Genomic DNA, 17,937 nt, shown 5'->3' on the forward strand with positions numbered 1-17,937 from the left:
CCGAGCCCCCGTCCTCGCCGGGCCCGGACATCAGCCCGATCGCGCGGCACGCGCCGCACCAGCACGGCACGGCGGGCGCCGCGACGACGTCGAAGTGGCACGTCAAGGCGCCGATGGCGACGTACCTGGCGACGATCGACGTCGGGCGGTTCGGCGTCCGGACGGGCAAGACGGCCGGCGGCGTCCCGGTGATCACCGCGGTGGACCCGAGCACCGGCACGAACCTGGACGGCTTCCACCGGCTGAACACCCAGATCACCGACGAATGGGCGAAGCTGTTCGGCCCGTACCCGTTCTCCTCGACCGGCGGGCTGATCGACAACGCGGACGTCGGGTTCGCGCTGGAGACGCAGACCCGCCCTGTGTACGGGTCGTTCGGGCTGCAGCCGACGATCGTCGCGCACGAGCTGGCGCACCAGTGGTTCGGCGACAGCGTCAGCGTCACCAAATGGCAGGACATCTGGCTGAACGAGGGCTTCGCCACCTACGCCGAATGGCTGTGGGAGGAGAGGTCCGGCGGGAAGACCGTCCAGGCGCAGTTCGACGAGCGCTACGAGAGCCCGATGGCACGGGAGCTGTGGGACGTCCCGCCCGGCGACCCCGGCCGCAAGCAGATGTTCGGCCGCTCGGTGTACGACCGGGGCGGGATGACGCTGGTGGCGCTCCGCGACAGGGTCGGCGAGGCGACGTTCTACAAGATCCTCCAGACATGGGCGAAGGAGCGCCGCCACTCCAGCGGGACGACGCCGCAGTTCATCGCCACGGCGAACCGGGTCTCGGGGAAGAAGCTCGACTCGTTCTTCAACGACTGGCTGTACGAGGAAGGCCGCCCCTCCAAGTAGGCGGCCCCGTACAGGCGTCTCCGAACAGGGCGTCCCTCCAAATGAGGCGGTGAACGCGGGGCAACCGGTCGGGAAAGCCCGGCGCGCCGCCGCGCGCCCGTCCGGGGTCCGACGCCACCATCGGGCTGGTGACCGGACCATCCGCGGCGACCGGCCGCGGCCCCGGGCACCCCGGCGGAGCGGCGGGCGGCCGCACCTTGTCCACAGCCCACGTCGCCCGCCGCACGGCCGCCGCACGGGCTCCGGCACGGGCTCCGGCACGGGACGTGGCGCGCGGACGTCACCGCACAAGTGGTGATCGGTTGCCGGTTCCGGCCACAAAATCCGCCCCTTACCGGTGGATTTGAGACCAAATCGCGCTTGCACGGCGCGTCGTTCACAAGAAAGTCTTGATCACGGTCCTGGCGCCTGACAGGGGGCCGCCGGGCGAGGATGACCGAGGACGAGGTCGATGAGCAGAACCCCCAGAGCGCTGGCCGCCCTGACGCTGGGCGTCAGCGCGGCCCTCGCGGTGTCGGCGGCGCCGGCCGTCGCGGACCAGGACAAGCCGCAGTTCACGCCCGGCGCGCCGGGCGCGGGCGACCCTTACTTCCCCGACATGGGCAACGGCGGCTACGACGTCGCCCACTACAAGATCGACCTGAGGTACGACCCGGGCACGAAGGGGATCCGGGCCGTCACCCGGATCAAGGCCAGGACGACGCAGGACCTGTCCCGGTTCGACCTGGACTTCCTCGGCCCGCTCACGATCTCGTCGGTGCGGGTGGACGGGAAGGACGCGTCCTACACGCGGACCGGCGCCCAGGAACTCGTGATCACCCCGCGGAAGGGGCTGCGGAAGAACCGGAACTTCACGGTGACCGTCGCCTACTCCGGCGTCCCGCAGACGATCAACGACGCGACGCTCGGCACGTCCGGCTGGATCCCGACGCCCGACGGCGCGGTGATGCTCAACCAGCCGTTCGGCGCCGCGACGGTCTTCCCCGTGAACGACCACCCGACCGACAAGGCTACGTACACGTTCGTCCTGTCCACGCCGGAGAACCTCACCGCGCTCGCCAACGGCGACCTGCGCGAGAAGACGACGCGGGACGGCTGGACGACCGCGCGCTGGGACATGCCCCGCCCGATGGCCAGCGAGCTGTCGATGCTCGCGATCGGCAAGTACGACGTCCTCACCGGGCAGTCGGCGGCGGGCGTCCCGAACCTGACGGCCACCGACCTCGCCCTGGGCATCAAGCCGGACGACGCGCAGAAGTTCCACGACCAGACCGCCCAGGTCACGGACTTCCAGGCGGCCATGTACGGGCAGTACCCGTTCACCTCGACCGGCGGTATCGCGGTGAAGGCCGGCGTGGGCTACGCGCTGGAGACGCAGGGCCGTCCCGTGTACGACCTCGGCCGCAGGCCGGGCACGATCCCGCGCGGCACCCTGATCGCCCATGAGCTCGGCCACCAGTGGTTCGGGGACGCGGTGACGCCCGCGAGATGGGCGGACATCTGGATGAACGAGGGCTTCGCGACGTACTCCGAGTGGCTGTACTCCGAGAAGTTCGAGGGCACGCCCGTCCAGGAGAGCTTCGACGGCGTCTACGCGACCCCGGCGAGCGACGGCCTGTGGAAGGGCAGGGTCGCCGACCCGGGCCGCGACAACATCTTCGGCGGGCTCGTCTACGACCGCGGCGCGATGGCCCTCCACGTGCTGCGCAAGACGATCGGCGAGGAGTCGTTCGCCGCGCTGCTCAAGGCGTGGCCGGCCGCGTACCTGCACGGCAACGCCTCGACGGAGGATTTCGTCCGCTTCGCGGCGAAGCTGTCGGGCGAGAACCTGGACGGCTGGGCCAAGACGTGGCTCTTCTCCGAAGGCAAGCCGGCGCTGTAGCAGCAGTCGCCTGACGCACCCTCGCGCTGAGCCGGGCCCTTGAACGGGTCAGCTCAGCGTGAGGGTGTAGCCCCGCTCGCGGAGCCGCGCGATGACGTCCTCGGAATGGTCGGCGCCGCGCGTCTCCAGATGCATGAGGACCTCGGCCTCCTCGACGTGCAGCCGGGCGGCGACCCGCTCGTGCATCACGTCCAGGACGTTCACGCCCAGCTCCGCCAGCTCGCTCAGCAGCGTCACCAGCGCGCCCGGACGGTCCTTCAGCCGGCAGCGGACGACCAGGTAGCGGCCCGCACCCGCCAGGCCGTGCCGCAGCACCTTCGACAGCAGCAGCGGGTCGATGTTGCCGCCCGACAGCACCACCACCACCGGCGGCTCGACCGCGTACGAATGCTCCAGCAGCGCCGCCACACCGGCCGCGCCCGCGGGCTCGACGACCTGCTTGGCGCGTTCGAGGCACAGCAGCAGCGCCTGCGAGATGGACTCCTCGGTGACGGTGACGACCGCGTCGACCAGGTCGGTGAACATGGCGTAGGTCAGGTCGCCGGGGCGGCCGACCGCGATGCCGTCCGCCATCGTCGGCTCGATCTCGATCTGCGTCGGCCGCCCGGCGGCGAGCGAGGGCGGGAACGCGGCCGCGCGCTTCGCCTGCGCCCCGATGATCTTGATCTTGCGGTCGGCGCCGGACTCCTCGGCCAGGCCCTTGGCCGCCGCCGCGACGCCGGCGAGCATCCCGCCGCCGCCGACCGGCGCCACGATCGTCCGGGCCTCGGGGCACTGGTCCATCACCTCCAGGCCGATGGTGGCCTGCCCGGTGACGACGTCCGGATGGTCGAACGGGTGGATGAACACGGCGCCGCACTCGTCCGCGTGCTTCTGCGCGGCGACGAGGCAGTCGTCCACGGTCGGGCCGGGGAACACGATCTCGGCGCCGTAGCCGCGGGTCGCGGCGATCTTGGGGAGCGGCGCGCCGACCGGCATGAAGACGGTGGCCTTGCAGCCGAGCATGGACGCGGCGAGCGCGACGCCCTGCGCGTGGTTCCCGGCGCTGGCCGCGACGACGCCGCCGGCGCGCTCCCGCTCGCTCAGCCCGGCGATCCGCACATACGCCCCGCGGATCTTGAACGACCCGGTGCGCTGCAGGTTCTCGCACTTCAGCAGGACGGGCCCGCCGAGCTGCTCGGACAGCGCCCGGGACGGGACCAGGGGGGTGGGGACGGCCACCCCGCGGAGCAGCTCCCGGGCGGCGCGCACATCGTCGACAGTGACTGTGCTCATCCCCCGATCATCGCTCATCCCGCGGCGCGACCGGTCCAATAGCGATCGTGCGCGAAGACCAGCGCGGCGGCGCCGACGAGACCGGCGGTCTGGCCGAGCGCCGCGGGCACGATCCGGACGCGGCGCGCGAACTCCATCCTGGCGTGCGTCCGGAACGCCTCCTCCAGCGGGTCGAAGAGCAGCGAGCCCGCCTGGGACAGGCCGCCGCCGATCGCGGCGACGTCCAGGTCGCAGAGGTGCGTCGCGGACGCGATCGCGATGCCGATGGCGCGTCCGGCCCGCCGCATCGCCGCGGACGCGACCGGATGCCCGCGGCGCGCGTCGGCGGCCAGCTCGGCGCCGGCCGTGGTGCTGTCCAGCCGTCCGGGGTTTCCCTGCCGCCAGCCCTGCTCGCGCGCCCAGGCGACCAGCCCGGGCCCGCGCGCCACCGCCTCCAGGCAGCCGCGGCCCCCGCACGCGCAGGGCGGTCCGCCGGGGTCGACGACGACGTGGCCGATGTGCCCGGCGTTGCCGCTGGCGCCGTTGATGAGGCGCCCGCCGAGGATGAGCCCGCCACCGACGCCGGTGGAGACGACCATGCCGAGGACGTTGTCGTGCCCGCGTCCCGCGCCACGCCAGTGCTCGCCGACCGCGACGCAGATGGCGTCGTTGTGGATGCGGACGGGCAGCCCCGGATACCGGGCGCGGAGCCTCGCGCGCAGCGGGAAGCTCCGCCAGGCCGGGATGTTGAGCGGGGACACCTCGGCGGCGGGCCAGGTCATCGGCCCTCCGCAGCCCACGCCGACGCCCGCGAGCGGCGGATCCCCGGCGTCCGTGACGATCTTGCCGAGCAGCGCGTCCAGCGTCCGCCAGAGCCCTTCGGCGTCCAGGCTCCCGCCGTCCGGCGCGGCGGGGTTGGGGGTGGCGACGCGGTCGTAGGCGGCGACGCGCCCGCCCGGCTCGACGAGCGCGGCGGCCAGTTTCGTCCCACCTATGTCGACGGCGAGCACGGGATTCGGTTGTCCGGACGGCGGGGTTTCGCTCACGCGGGCTCTCCCGCACGCCCGAACGCCAGGATGGACGCGGTGAACCCGTGCACGTGGTTGCGTCCGGCGACCGGGCCGATCTCGCCGGCGGCGAAGAAGCCGCCCAGCCCGGCCGGCCCGAACGCGTGGTCGAGGACGCGGACGTCATGGTCGGAGTCGGCGAACATGGCCTGACCGCGCCCGTTGCACGCGAACAGCAGCGCGCCCTCCACGGGGGCCATGTCGAACCGGTCGAGCAACGCCGACAGGTCTTCCTCGGCGGCTCCCGCGTCGCGGACCTGGAACCGGACGGTCCGCCCGATGTCCACCACGTCGCCGATCGCGATCGCGCCGCTGTCGGTGTCGGCGCCCACGACGCCGCGGACGAGGAAGTCGCCGTGCTCGTGCTGGTCGGCGTACTCGTCCATCGCGACGCCGATCAGCAAGCCGCGCCCGGCCAGCTCCTGCTCGTCCTCCGGCAGCTCCAGGACGATCTGCTCCAGCTTCTCCAGCGCGGGCACGCCGGCCAGCTCGTACAGGACGTTCTCCTCCGCCCGGGTCACCACCATGTCGGGGCCGATCGGGCGGGCACCCTGGCTGACCACGGTGGCGGCGGCGACGGGCCCGCCGATGACGACGCCGACCGCGCCGTCCGCGTACACCTCCCCGCCGACGAACAGCCGCGCGTCGCCGCGGACGGCGCCCTCGGCGAGCCCGCCGACCAGCGGCAGGCCGGGCAGCGCGTCCTCGGAGCGCTCGACGAACGCGTCCACCGGGAAGCTGTACGGGTCGGTCAGCAGCATCCCGACGACGTCGTCGGGCCGCCCTTCGGGCATGCCGACCACGACGAGCCGGTCGTCGGCCTTCAGCGTCTCCAGCCGGAACGGGTCGAGCCGCGCGCCGGGCAGCACCCCGGCCCACGCGCTGACCGCGCCGGTGTCCTCCACGCCGCGCCCGGCGCCGATCACCCCGGACGCGCTGCAGCCCAGCACCACCGCGGGCCCGGCCGCCTGCGCCGCCGCGAGCGCCGCCTCCTCGATCGCCCCGGGATCGTCCCCGGTCATGAAGACGCACACCAGGTCGGGCGCCGCGCTCAGCGGCGCGAGCGCCTGCTCCACCGCGGACACCGCCGCCTTGGACAGGTCGGGTCCGAGGGCCAGGCCATCACCGAATCGCGCCATCGGCGCCGCCTCCCTCACTCCGTTCGCCGGCTCTCACAAGGTCCAGTTTTCCCTACACAGCCTTCCCCCGAGTCTTTCCCTCCAGCCGGGTATCCACCCAAACCCGAACAACCACGCGCAGGGACAGGGGCGGCACCGGCATACCGGACGAATCCTCAAGCGCGGGGTGCGAGTCCGCGCACCCGCGACGTAGTGTCGGTCGCGTGCCATCTTCCACACCGCGCGGTTCGACACCCCGAGAAGCGCCGCGCCGCGAATCGACTCTGGGCGAACTGCGCGACGGCGGCCACGTCCAGCTGACCGTGAAGGCCGAGATCCGCCGGAACCTGCTCGCCCGGATGAGATCCGGCGAGCCGCGGTTCCCCGGCATCCTCGGGTTCGACGACACCGTCCTCCCGCACCTGGAGCGGGCCCTGCTCGCCGGGCACGACCTGGTGCTGCTGGGCGAGCGCGGGCAGGGCAAGACGCGGCTGATCCGCACCCTCGCCGGGCTGCTGGACGAGTGGACCCCGGTCGTGGCCGGCTGCGAGATCAACGACCACCCGTACGAACCGGTGTGCGTGCGCTGCCGCCGCCTCGCCGCCGAACTCGGCGACGACCTGCCCGTCGAGTGGAAGCACCGCGACGACCGCTACGGCGAGAAGCTCGCCACGCCCGACACCAGCGTCGGCGACCTGATCGGCGACGTCGACCCGATCAAGGTCGCGGAGGGCCGGACGCTCGGCGACCCCGAGACCGTCCACTTCGGGCTCGTGCCGCGCACCAACCGCGGCGTCTTCTCCATCAACGAGCTGCCCGACCTCGCCGAGCGGATCCAGGTGTCGCTGCTGAACGTCCTGGAGGAGCGCGACGTGCAGGTCCGCGGCTACGCGCTGCGGCTGCCGCTGGACGTGCTGCTCGTCGCGTCCGCCAACCCCGAGGACTACACCAACCGCGGCCGCATCATCACCCCGCTGAAGGACCGCTTCGGCGCCGAGATCCGCACCCACTACCCCCTCGAACTGGACGCCGAGCTGGCCCTGATCCGCCAGGAGTCCGACTTCGCCGACCTGGCGGGGCTGCCCGCCGAGGTGCCCGAGCACCTCATCGAGGTCATCGGCCGGTTCACCCGCCTCGTCCGCGAGTCGACGTCGGTGGACGCCCGCTCCGGCGTGTCGGCCCGGTTCGCGCTCGCCGGCGCGGAGACCGTCGCGGCGGGCGCCGTCCGCCGCGCGGCCCTCACCGGCGAGGACCACGCCGTCGCCCGGGTCTGCGACCTCACCGCGATCGTCCCGTCGCTGATGGGCAAGGTCGAGTTCGAGGTCAGCGAGGAGGGCCGCGAGCAGGAGGTGCTGGAGCACCTGCTGCGCCGGGCCGTCGCCGAGACCTACCGCCGGACGCTCGGCCCCGCCGACCTGAACGGGCTGCTCGACAAGTTCGACGCCGGCGAGTCCGTCGAGTCGGGCGAGCTGATCGCGGCGACGGAGCTGCTGCGCCGCATCGGGCACGTCCCCGGCCTCGCCAAGATGATGGAACGGCTCGGCATGAGCGGGGAGTCCCCCGGCCAGGCCGCGGCCGCGCTCGAGTTCGCGCTGGAGGGGCTGTTCCTCACCCGGCGCCTGTCGAAGGACGTCGCCGGCGGCCGAGCGGACGGGACCGCCACCTACCGCACCTGAGGTCTCCACGCGCAAGGGGATTCGATGAGCCGCTACCGCTACGGGGCGTACGAGGACGGGCCCGACCCCCTCGCCCCGCCCTACGACGTCCGCGACGCCCTCGACGCGATGGGCGACTCGGTGCTGGACGGCACCCGCCCCGACGACGCGCTGCGGGAGCTGCTGCGGCGCGGCCTGCCGGGCGCGCAGGGCCGCCCGTCGAACATGCGCGGCCTGGACGACATGCTCCGCCAGGTGCGGGAGCGGCGCCGCGCGCTGCGCGACCGGGGCAGGCTCGACGGGACACTGGAGCAGGCCCGCGCGCTCCTCGACACCGCGATCGGGCAGGAACGCGCCGAGCTGTTCCCCGACCCGAGCGACGACGCGCGGCTGCGCGAGGCGGAGCTGGACACGCTGCCGTCCGACACGTCCCAGGCGATCCGGCGGCTGTCGGACTACGACTGGCGCTCCGACGCGGCCCGGCAGACGTTCGAGCAGCTCAAGGACCTCCTGCGCCGCGAGGTCCTCGACGCCCAGTTCCAGGGCATGAAGCAGGCCCTGGCGAACCCCGACCCGGCCGCCCTGGAACGCGTCAAGGACATGATGGCCGCGCTGAACGCGATGCTGGAGCGCGACGCCCGCGGCGAGCACACCCAGGACGACTTCGACCGGTTCATGGACGAGTACGGGGACATGTTCCCCGACGACCCGCAGAACCTCGACGAGCTGGTCGACTCCCTCGCCCGCCGCGCCGCCGCCATGGACCGGCTGCTCGCCTCGCTCAGCCCCGAGCAGCGCGCGGAGCTGGCCGGGCTGATGGAGCAGGCCATGCAGGACGCGGGCCTCGCGATGGAGATGACCCGCCTCGGCGACGCGCTGCGGGCCCGCCGTCCCGACCTCGGCTGGGGCCAGCCCGAGCAGATGACCGGCGACGACCCGCTCGGCATGGGCGACGCCACGACCGCGCTGGCCGAGCTCGCCGACCTCAGCGAGCTGGAGGCGGCGCTCGGGCAGGAGTACCCGGGCGCCCGCCTGGACGACATCGACGAGGACGCCGTCCGCCGCGCCCTAGGCCGGCAGGCCGTCGACGACCTCGCCGAGCTGCGCCGCATCGAGGCCGAGCTGGAGCGGCAGGGCTACCTGCAGCGCAAGCGCGGCAAGCTGGAGCTGACGCCGAAGGCGGTGCGGCGGCTCGGCGAGACGGCACTGCGCCGCGTGTTCTCCCAGCTGACGTCCGGCCGGCAGGGCGACCACGACCAGCAGGACGCGGGCCAGGCGGGCGAGCTGACCGGTTCCAGCCGCGAGTGGCGGTTCGGCGACGAGCAGCCCCTCGACGTGGTCCGGACGGTCAGCAACGCCATCCGCCGCAGCGCCATGGACACGCCCGCCGGGGATGCCGACGCCGGGCTGGTGACCCGTCCCGCGACCGCGAAGGTGGTGGAGCCGAGCGTCCCCGACCTGACGAAGGTCCACGGCAACGGCTCGAACCGTCCCGGCCTCGTCCGTCCCGACCTCGTGCGTCCCAATGCGGTGAAGCTGAGCGTGGACGACTTCGAGGTGCAGGAGACGGAGCGGCGCACCGGCGCGGCCGTCTGCCTCCTCGTCGACCTGTCGTACTCGATGGTGCTGCGCGGCACCTGGGCGGTCGCCAAGCAGACCACCCTCGCGCTGCACACCCTCGTGACCAGCAAGTTCCCGCAGGACGCGATCCAGATCATCGGGTTCTCCAACTACGCGCGGGTGCTGCACCCGACGGAGATGGCGGGCCTCGACTGGGACATGGTGCAGGGCACCAACCTGCACCACGCGCTGATGATCGCCGGACGGCATCTGGACCGCCATCCCGACTTCGAGCCGATCGTCCTCGTCGTCACCGACGGCGAGCCCACCGCGCACCTGCGCCCGGACGGCCGCTCGCTGTTCGACTACCCGCCGTCCACCGACACGCTCGTCCTCACGCTCGCCGAGGTCGACAAGATGACCCGGCGGGGCGCCTGCATGAACTTCTTCATGCTCGCCGAGGACCGCCGCCTCGTGTCGTTCGTGGAGGAGGTCGCGCGGCGCAACGGCGGCCGCGTCTTCGCGCCCGACGCCGACCGGCTCGGCGAGTACGTCGTGAGCGACTACCTGAGGGTGCGCCGCAGCCGCCGTCAGGGCCTGTAAAGCCTTAGTGTCTGCGTCATGTCGACTTCCGACCGCCTGCTGCTGTTCCTGCACATCGGTTTCGCGATTTTCACGCTGGGGCCGCTGACCGCCGCCACCCACTCCACCCCGCGCTACATCCGCAAGCGCAACGTGACCGTCCTGCGCTACCTGCACCGGACCACGCAGATCTACGGCATCGGCACGCTGGGGATCTTCCTGTTCGGGCTGGCGCTCGCCGAGGGCGATCTGGCGGAGGTCTGGCTGTCGGTGTCGATGACGCTGTTCGTCGTCGCGCTGGTCCTGCTGCTGATCGTGGACCGCGACCAGCGGAAGGCGGTGCACCTCCTGGAGGCCGCGGCCACCGAGGCGACGGCTCCGTCCCGTCGCGCGGCCGAGGAGCCGGCGGACGGCAAGGAATCCGAGGCCAAGGCCGAGAAGGCGAAGGAGCGGCCCGCAGCGGAAGGCGACGTAGCGCAGGTGGAGCGCGGCCGGATCGCCGCGATCTCCGGCGTCGTCTCCCTGATCTGGCTGGTGATCCTCGTCCTGATGGTCTGGAACGGCTGAGCCTCGTCGGCTGAGCCCTGCCCCGGACGGCTACTGGCCGCGCGGCTTCAGATGGTTCTTGAGCCAGCTCACGATCATCGGGAAGGTCCGCTCGTCCTCCAGGATCTGCGCCGCGTGCAGGTCGCCCTGGACGGTCTTCACGGTCGCCTGGACGCCCGCCGCACGCAGCGCGCTCACCAGCCCCGTGCTCTGCCTGACCGGGACGAAGTCGCCGCTGCCGTGGATCAGCAGCATCGGCGCGTCCCCGGCGGAGGCGTGCGTGACGGTGCTGGCGTCGTCCAGCCGCTTCAGGCAGTCCGCGGCGATGCCGGTGACACCGGTGACGCTGCCGGGCACACAGTCGACGAGGGCCGTCACGGCGCGCCGGAGCTTGATCTGCTGGAGGGTGGCCGCGGGGTCGGCGCCGTCCTGGAAGGCCAGGAACGGGTCGTTCGGCGGCGACAGCGCGACCACGCCGCGGACCTGGTCGCCGCCCGTCCCGAACGCGCCGAGCTGCGTCGCGAGGTGGCCCCCGGCCGACGAGCCGAGCACGGCGACGCGGCGCGGGTCGGCGTTCCACAGCCGGGCGTGCTTCTTGATGAACGCGAGCGCGGACAGCGAGTCGTCCCGCTGCGCCGGCCACTGCGCCTTCGGCGCCAGCCGGTAGTTCGCCGACAGGACGACGAAGCCCTGCTCCGTCAGGCGCCGCGCGAAGTACTTCCAGCCGCCGCCCTTGTCGCCGCCCATCCAGTAGCCGCCGTGCAGGATCAGCACCGCCGGGCGGGGCGTGGCACGCGGCCCGGCGTCGCGCCAGTAGGCGTCCAGCCGCTGCAAGGGCGCCTTGCCGTAGGCGTAGGTGCGGAACTTCGGCAGCTCCGGCGTGACCATGACCGCCTGCGCGGTGACGGTGCCGTCGGGCTCCCCGTCCGGCGCGCCCTGCCCGCCCGCCGGACCGCCGGACGATCCGCCCGGCGTCCCGCCCCGGGGCGCGGACGTGGACGACGTCGACGGCGACCCGGTTCCCGGCGTGACCGGCTCACCGGACGGCGCGACCGCCGGAACGGACGGCGTCGGCGGCGTCGGCGCGGTCGCGTGGGCGCCCACGGGAACGGCGACGGCGGAGACACACGCTGCGGCGAACGCCGCCCCACAGACCAGTGATTTGCGCACCCCGGGCCCTTTCTTCACCAACCTGGCGCGCTGATTATAGATGTTTGATCACGTGCCAGGGGGAAGATCAACTCGTTTGCCCCGGCGGACGGTCAGGCCAGCGCCCGTTCGAGATCGTCGAGAAGGTCGTCCGCGTCCTCGATCCCGACCGAGAGCCGCACCAGGTCGACGGGCGCCTCCAGCGGCGACCCGGCGGCCGACGCGTGCGTCATCCGGCCCGGATGCTCGATCAGCGACTCGACGCCGCCGAGCGACTCGCCGAGCGTGAACAGCTCCGTCCGCTCGCACACGCGCACGGCGGCCTCCTCCGACTCCATCCGGAACGAGACCATGCCGCCGAACGCCCGCATCTGCTTGGCCGCGACGTCGTGTCCCGGGTGATCGGGCAGCCCCGGGTACAGCACCCCCCGGACGGACGGGTGCCGGACGAGCATCTCCACGATCCTCTCGGCGTTCGCGCAGTGCCGGTCCATCCGCACGCCCAGCGTCTTGATCCCCCGCAGGGTCAGCCACGCGTCGAACGGGCCCGCGACGGCGCCCATCGCGTTCTGGTGGAACGCGAGCCGCTCCCCCAGCTCCGCGTCCGCCACGATCAGCGCGCCCCCGACGACGTCGGAGTGCCCGCCGATGTACTTGGTGGTCGAGTGGACGACCACGTCCGCGCCGAGGTCCAGCGGCCGCTGGAGGTACGGCGAGGCGAACGTGTTGTCGACGACCAGCAGCGCGCCCGAGTCGTGCGCGACCTCGGCCAGCGCGGCGATGTCGGCGATGCCGAGCAGCGGATTGGTCGGCGTCTCCACCCAGACGATCCTCGTGTCGGGCCGCATCGAGGCCCGCACGGCCGCCGGATCCCACAGCGGCGCGGGATCGAACGAGACGCCCCACGGCTCGGCCACCTTCGCGAACAGCCGGTAGGTCCCCCCGTACGCGTCGTCGGGGATCACCACATGATCACCGGGACGGGCGACCGCGCGCAGCAGCGTGTCCTCGGCGGCGAGCCCCGACGCGAACGCCAGCCCCCGCGCGCCGCCCTCGGTCTCGGCGAGGCATACCTCCAGCGCGGTACGCGTCGGGTTCGCCGACCGCGAGTACTCGTAGCCGCCGCGCAGCCCGCCGATGCCGTCCTGCTTGTAGGTCGAGACCTGGTAGATCGGCGGGACGACCGCGCCGGTCGCGGGGTCGGGCTCCTGACCGGCGTGAATGGCAACGGTGTCGAAGCCGTGCCGCCGTCCGCCGTTCCCCTGCCGACCGTCGCCGGTTCCCGGAACGCGGGTATCCTGGTGAACCTCGTTGTCCATGGGTACGAGGCTATCCACTCGGCTCCCCTCCTAGAGGATGAGGCACTCCCCCGCAAGTATCAGCCGGTATTTCGGCTCGGGGGTTGACTACATTCCCGGTCCGGTTCTCTACCGTTTTACGGGTACCTACTCGACCTGAATCCCATCACCCTGAAACTAAGGAAATCGCATGTTCGCTGGGCTCGCGCGCTTCGTCGTGAGACATCCATGGTGGACGATCGGCGGCTGGCTCCTGGCCGCGGTCCTCATCATCGCCTTGTCCCCCAAGCTCGCCACCGAGTCGGACCAAGGCGAGTTCCTGCCCTCCAAGTACGAGTCCGTCCAGGCCGCCGAGATCGCCGAGAAGGCGTTCCCGGAGCAGGCGGACGCGTCCGCCCTGATCGTGGTGCAACGGTCCGACGGCGGGAAGATCACCCCCGCGGACAGCACCCAGATCGCCGCGGCGGCGCAGAACCTGACGGCCAAGAAGTACCCGACCGTGAAGGGCTTCGAGACCGGCCCCCAGGCGGTCGCGCCGAACAAGACCATCCAGCTGATCAGCGTCCCGGTGGAGATGACGACCGGGGGTGAATCCGCCAAGCAGCAGAGTCAGGCGATCAAGGACATCCGCACCCAGCTGCCCAAGGAGCTGGGAAGCGGGCTGGAGGCCAAGGTCGGCGGTGAGCCCGCCGCCTGGGTCGACAACGAGGACTCCTTCACCGACTCCTTCGTGCTGATCACCTTCGCCACCTTCGGGCTGATCATCGGCCTGATCCTGCTGATCTTCCGGGCGCCGCTGGCCGCGATCCTGCCGATCATCGTGATCATCGCCACCGAGCAGGTGTCGATGGGCTTGATCGGGGCCGCGTCCAAGGTGCTGGACTTCTCCGGCGACGACAGCCTCCAGATCATCCTGACGATCGTGCTGTTCGGCGTCGGCGCCGACTACTACCTGTTCCTGCTGTTCCGCTACCGGGAGCGGCTGCGCGCCGGCGAGGACCGCAAGACCGCGCTGATCTCGGCGGTGGAGCGGGTCGGCGAGGTCATCACCTCCGCGGCGGCCGCGATCGCGGCGACGTTCCTGGTGCTGATGCTGGCCTCCTTCGGGATCTTCGCCGCGTGGGGCCCGTCGCTCGCCATCGGCGTCCTGGTGATGGGCATCACCTCGCTGACGCTGTTCCCGGCGATCCTGTCGCTGGTCGGCCCCGCGGTGTTCTGGCCGTCGAAGTCCTGGAAGAAGCAGCCGAAGGCCACCACCGCGGCGCGGATCGGCCGGCTGGTCGGCAAGCGCCCGGCCATGGTCGCCCTCGTCTCCGCGGGCCTGCTGGTCGCGCTGGCGTCCGGTGCGCTCGGGTTCAAGTCCGACTACGACTTCCAGTCCAGCTTCCCGCAGGACACCGAGTCCGCGCAGGCCGTCAAGGACCTGCAGAAGGGCTTCCCCGCCGGCCAGAACACGCCGGTCGAGGTCATGATCCGCTCCACCGACGGCCAGCCGCTGGCCAAGTCGGAGGTGGACGCGTTCGGGCAGGAGGCGAAGTCGCTGCCGGGCGTCGGCGGCGTGCAGCCCGCCACCATGAGCAAGGACCCGAAGGTCGCCCAGGTCAACCTGGTGCTCAACGGCAACCCGGTCGACAACAAGGCCATCAACCTGGTCAAGAACGATCTCGGACCGGCCGTCCACGACATCGCGCCCAAGGGCACCGAGGTGTTCGTCGGCGGTGAGACCGCGATCTACAGCGACATCAACAAGGTGGTCAACCGCGACCTGTCGGTGATCCTGCCGATCGCCGGCGCGCTGATCGCGCTGATCCTCCTGGCGCTGCTCCGCTCGGTGGTCGCGCCGCTGTACCTCGTCCCGGCGGTGCTGCTCGGCTTCGCCGCGACGCTGGGATCCGCGGTGTACGTCTTCCAGGGCCTGATGGGCCAGCCCGGGGAGATCTTCCACCTGCCGATCATGCTGTACCTGTTCGTGCTGGCCATCGGGACCGACTACAACATCCTGATGACCGCGCGGCTCCGCGAGGAGGCCAAGGAGGGCCACGAGCCGCGCAAGGCCGCCGCGCTGGCGGTCGAGCACGGCGGCCCGACGGTCGCCGCGGCCGGGCTGATCCTGGCCGGGACGTTCTCCGTCATGCTGCTGGCCAAGGTGTCGATGCTGCAGCAGATGGGCTTCTCCATCGCGCTGGGGATCGCGCTGTCGGCCTTCGTGATGGCGATGTTCCTGGTGCCGGGCCTCACCGCCCTGCTGGGCCACAAGGCCTGGTGGCCGGGACACGGCGACGAGCCGAAGAAGCCGCTCAAGCCGGCCGACACGCGGGAGGACTACCTCCCGTCCGGGCACCGGTAGCCGGGGCCCCATAGACGTCGGGTTGCGGGGTCCGGCCCGAAACGCCGCCCACCGGCCGGACCACGCAACCCGACATCATCAAAGATAGAAGCGCCGGAGGCCAAATGGCCTCCGGCGCTCTTTCTCTGCCCGCAGGATCAGCTGCCGGACCCGGCCAGGAACGCGATGAGATCCTGCCGCGTGACAAGCCCCTTGGGCTTCCCGTCCACCAGCACCACCGCGGCACCGGACTTCTCCAGCACCCCCACCGCCTTGCTCACCGGTTCCCCGGACCCGAGCGTCGGCAGCGGCTCCGACATGTGCAGCTCCACCGGCTCGGTCAGCTTCGCCCGCTCCCGGACGAGGATGTCCAGCAGGTCGCTCTCCACCACCGAGCCGACGACCTCCGCCGCCATGACCGGCGGCTCCTCCTTCATCACCGGAAGCTGCGACACCTCGTACTCCCGCATGATCGAGATGGCGGTCTGCACGCTCTCGTGCGGGTGGACGTGCACGAACTCCGGCAGCGTCCGCCCCTTGCGGGTGAGCACCTCCCCGACCCGGGCCTCCTCGGTGGCCGGGATGAGGAACCCGTAGTCGGCCATCCACTCATCGTTGAAGATCTTCGTCAGGTAGCCGCGGCCGCCGTCCGGCAGCAGCACCACGACCACGTCGTCCGGCCCGGCCCGCTCCGCGACGCGCAGCGCCGCGACCACCGCCATCCCGCAGGACCCGCCGACGAGCAGCGCCTCCTCGCGCGCCAGCCGCCGCGTCATGTTGAACGAGTCCTTGTCGGACACGGCGATGACGTCGTCGCAGATGTCCCGGTCGTACGTCTCAGGCCAGATGTCCTCCCCCACACCCTCGGTGAGGTAAGGACGTCCACTGCCTCCGGAGTACACGGAACCCTCCGGATCAGCGCCGATGACCTTGACCCGCCCCTCGGAGACCTCCTTCAGGTACTTCCCGGCGCCGCTGATCGTCCCGCCGGTGCCGATCCCCGCCACGAAGTGCGTGACGCGCCCCTCCGTCTGCTCCCAGATCTCCGGCCCCGTCGTCTCGTAGTGCGACACCGGGTTCTGCGGGTTCGTGTACTGGTTCGGCTTCCACGCCCCCGGAATCTCCGCCGCCAGCCGATCCGACACCGAGTAGTACGAGTCGGGATGCTCGGGCGACACCGCCGTCGGGCACACCACGACCTCCGCGCCGTACGCCCGCAGCACGTCGATCTTGTCCCTGGCGACCTTGTCGGGGCAGACGAAGACGCACCGGTACCCCCGGTACTGCGCCACGATCGCGAGCCCCACCCCGGTGTTCCCGGACGTCGGCTCCACGATCGTCCCGCCCGGCCGCAGCTCCCCCGACCGCTCCGCCGCATCGATCATGCGGACCGCGATCCGGTCCTTCACCGACCCGCCGGGATTGAAGTACTCCACCTTGGCGAGCACCTGGGCCCCGCGACGGCCGGTCCCCCCGCTGTCGGTCACCTTGCGCAGCCGGACGAGCGGGGTGTTGCCCATCAGCTCGACGAGCGAATCGTGTACGTGCACCGCGACATCCTTGTCGTTCAGTGTGGCGAATCAATGGCGGCGCCCCTGTTCACACAGGACGCCCGGGACGCGAGTCCGGATGGACCCCGTTTCCGACGGTAGCCGAGCCTGGCACCGCAGGCATCAACGCGCCCGCCCGCGGGTAGAAACTTGATCACGGAGGGTCAACGACACATGTTGAGGGCATTCACGGCACGCCGCATCGCGGCGGCCGCGGCGTACGGGGGCGGCGGCATCACGGCCCTGGGCGGCATCACCTTCGGCCTCGTCGTGGTCGAGGCGAAACTCGCCCGCAGGATGATCGAGGCGACCCCGAACGGCGACCCCCCGGCGGCGGACGGCCTCTACGGCGGCACGCTCGGCACCACCCCGCTCTCCCTCGTCATGATCGGTGACTCGACCGCAGCGGGCCTGGGCGTCCACACCCCCGAGGAGACCCCCGCGGCACTCCTGGCCACCGGCCTGTCCGCGATCGCGGACCGCCCCGTCCGGCTGACGAACGTCGCCCGCTCCGGCGCCCGCTCGCCGTCCCTCCGCGGCCAGGTCGACCGCGCCCTGCAGACCCGCCCCGACATCGCCGTCATCATGATCGGCGCCAACGACGTGACCGGACGCATCCCGCCCGCCGACTCCGTCCGCCACCTGGCGGACGCCGTAGAACGCCTCCGCGCCGCGGGCAGCCACGTCGTCGTCGGCACCTGCCCCGACCTCGGCTCCGTCAAGCCTCTGATGCCGCCGCTGAAATGGATCGCCCGCCGCGCCAGCCGCCAGCTAGCCGCCGCCCAGACCATCGCGGCGGTGGAACGCGGCGCGCGCTCCATCTCCCTAGGCGACCTGCTGGGACGCGAGTTCGCCGCCGACCCGCTGTCGATGTTCAGCGAGGACCGCTACCACCCGTCCGCCCGGGGCTACGCGGCCGCGTCCGCCGCCGTCCTGCCGTCGATCGCGTCCGCACTGGGCCTGGAGCCCGACCTCGCCGACCAGCCGGGCGCGGGCGTCCTCCCGGTGTACCTGGCCGCCGCCGAGGCCGCCGAGGTCTCGGGCACCGAGGTCAGCGGCGCCCCGGCCCCGGGCCGCGACCGCCCCCGCTGGGCCACCCTCCTACGCC

General features: G+C 72.0%; 13 protein-coding genes. 7 read left to right on the plus strand and 6 right to left on the minus strand.

From position 1 onward, the window contains the following. Positions 1-842: M1 family metallopeptidase (locus tag E1287_RS35360; RefSeq protein ID WP_165969363.1), on the plus strand; the 842-nt coding region annotated here is incomplete at its 5' end. 451 nt (positions 843-1,293) lie between these two features. Continuing rightward, positions 1,294-2,724 carry a M1 family metallopeptidase gene (locus tag E1287_RS35365; protein WP_131969637.1) on the plus strand — a complete coding sequence of 477 codons (1,431 nt, stop codon included), beginning with the start codon at positions 1,294-1,296 and terminating at the stop codon, positions 2,722-2,724. A gap of 48 nt (positions 2,725-2,772) precedes the next feature. Here the strand turns inward: E1287_RS35365 and ilvA are convergent, their stop codons facing one another. The 3 genes from ilvA to E1287_RS35380 are packed head-to-tail and all read right to left on the minus strand — an operon-like array spanning position 2,773 to position 6,184. Then, positions 2,773-3,999, minus strand: a complete 1,227-nt coding sequence (ilvA, locus tag E1287_RS35370; protein ID WP_207934657.1) for a threonine ammonia-lyase — start codon at positions 3,997-3,999, stop codon at positions 2,773-2,775. 14 nt (positions 4,000-4,013) lie between these two features. Then, positions 4,014-5,024 (minus strand): ROK family protein, encoded by a 1,011-nt coding sequence (locus E1287_RS35375; RefSeq protein WP_131969639.1) that lies wholly within the window; start codon positions 5,022-5,024, stop codon positions 4,014-4,016. Beyond that, positions 5,021-6,184 carry an FIST N-terminal domain-containing protein gene (locus E1287_RS35380; RefSeq protein ID WP_131969640.1) on the minus strand — a complete coding sequence of 388 codons (1,164 nt, stop codon included), beginning with the start codon at positions 6,182-6,184 and terminating at the stop codon, positions 5,021-5,023. Before E1287_RS35380 ends, E1287_RS35375 begins: the two co-directional genes overlap by 4 nt. 263 nt (positions 6,185-6,447) lie before the next feature. Here E1287_RS35380 and E1287_RS35385 point away from each other — a divergent pair, with 263 nt between their 5' ends. Genes E1287_RS35385 through E1287_RS35395 form a run of 3 tightly spaced genes read left to right on the plus strand, consistent with a single transcriptional unit; the run spans position 6,448 to position 10,527 of the window. Further along, complete coding sequence (locus E1287_RS35385) at positions 6,448-7,839, plus strand: sigma 54-interacting transcriptional regulator (RefSeq protein ID WP_243719649.1); 1,392 nt, start codon at positions 6,448-6,450, stop codon at positions 7,837-7,839. A 24-nt stretch (positions 7,840-7,863) separates the two neighbouring features. Further along, the gene (locus E1287_RS35390) at positions 7,864-9,981 is read left to right on the plus strand and encodes a hypothetical protein (RefSeq protein ID WP_131969642.1); all 2,118 of its coding nucleotides are present in this window, start codon (positions 7,864-7,866) and stop codon (positions 9,979-9,981) included. A gap of 18 nt (positions 9,982-9,999) precedes the next feature. Continuing rightward, complete coding sequence (locus E1287_RS35395; protein WP_131969643.1) at positions 10,000-10,527, plus strand: hypothetical protein; 528 nt, start codon at positions 10,000-10,002, stop codon at positions 10,525-10,527. 30 nt (positions 10,528-10,557) lie between these two features. Here E1287_RS35395 and E1287_RS35400 read toward each other — a convergent pair whose 3' ends face one another. After that, positions 10,558-11,676 (minus strand): alpha/beta hydrolase, encoded by a 1,119-nt coding sequence (locus E1287_RS35400; protein WP_243719648.1) that lies wholly within the window; start codon positions 11,674-11,676, stop codon positions 10,558-10,560. Between the two features lie 92 nt (positions 11,677-11,768). Beyond that, positions 11,769-12,974 carry a cystathionine gamma-synthase gene (locus E1287_RS35405; RefSeq protein ID WP_131969644.1) on the minus strand — a complete coding sequence of 402 codons (1,206 nt, stop codon included), beginning with the start codon at positions 12,972-12,974 and terminating at the stop codon, positions 11,769-11,771. Positions 12,975-13,143: 169 nt separating this feature from the next. Between E1287_RS35405 and E1287_RS35410 the strand changes: the two genes are divergently transcribed. Next, positions 13,144-15,300, plus strand: a complete 2,157-nt coding sequence (locus tag E1287_RS35410) for an MMPL family transporter (protein ID WP_131969645.1) — start codon at positions 13,144-13,146, stop codon at positions 15,298-15,300. A gap of 137 nt (positions 15,301-15,437) precedes the next feature. Here the strand turns inward: E1287_RS35410 and E1287_RS35415 are convergent, their stop codons facing one another. Continuing rightward, complete coding sequence (locus E1287_RS35415; protein ID WP_131969646.1) at positions 15,438-16,829, minus strand: cystathionine beta-synthase; 1,392 nt, start codon at positions 16,827-16,829, stop codon at positions 15,438-15,440. A gap of 174 nt (positions 16,830-17,003) precedes the next feature. On the opposite strand from E1287_RS35415, the gene E1287_RS35420 reads away from it, so the two are divergent. Next, a partial coding sequence (locus E1287_RS35420; protein WP_131969647.1) for an SGNH/GDSL hydrolase family protein occupies positions 17,004-17,937 on the plus strand: 934 nt, incomplete at its 3' end.

The organism is Actinomadura sp. KC06, from assembly GCF_004348735.1.
Lineage (GTDB): Bacteria > Actinomycetota > Actinomycetes > Streptosporangiales > Streptosporangiaceae > Spirillospora.